Below are 503 nucleotides of genomic sequence, written 5' to 3' on the forward strand. Positions count from 1 at the left end.
AGTTCGTCCCGATATCGCGTCGGATGTGCGACGGCAGGCGCGATGATGGAATGACTCCGCGCCATGCCATGCAGCCGGTGAAATGCGCCGGTCCGGCTCCGAATACGGCCGACCGTACGCCTGAATGGATGCCGTCGGCTCCGATCAGGATATCGCCGCTGACGCGTTCGCCACTCGACAACGACACCGTCACGCCATCGGTGTGGTTCTCGACCTCGACAACGCCGGCGCCCTGACGGATCGCGTCCGGATCGAGTTGCTTCACGGCGTTTGCCAGCGTCGTGTGCAGGTCGCCGCGATGGACCATCAGATAGGGAAAACCATATTCGGCGACCGACATGGCGCCGAGATCGAAGAGCGACCACGTCTCACCGCTATTCCACAAACGGATCGTCTTGGCCGTCGGCTCGACTGCCAGATCTCGTAGCGCATCGAGCACGCCGAGGGATGCGAGCACCCGCGTTCCGTTCGGGCTGATCTGCACACCGGCACCGGTCTCGCGC

The 503-nt window shown here is 63.8% G+C and carries 1 protein-coding gene; it reads right to left on the reverse strand.

Annotation, left to right across the window (positions count from 1 at the left end):
- The coding region (locus AC1DU6_RS36025; RefSeq protein WP_477863482.1) for an FAD-dependent monooxygenase at nucleotides 1-503 on the reverse strand (503 nt) is incomplete at both ends.

This window comes from Roseateles sp. P5_B10 (genome assembly GCF_056400485.1).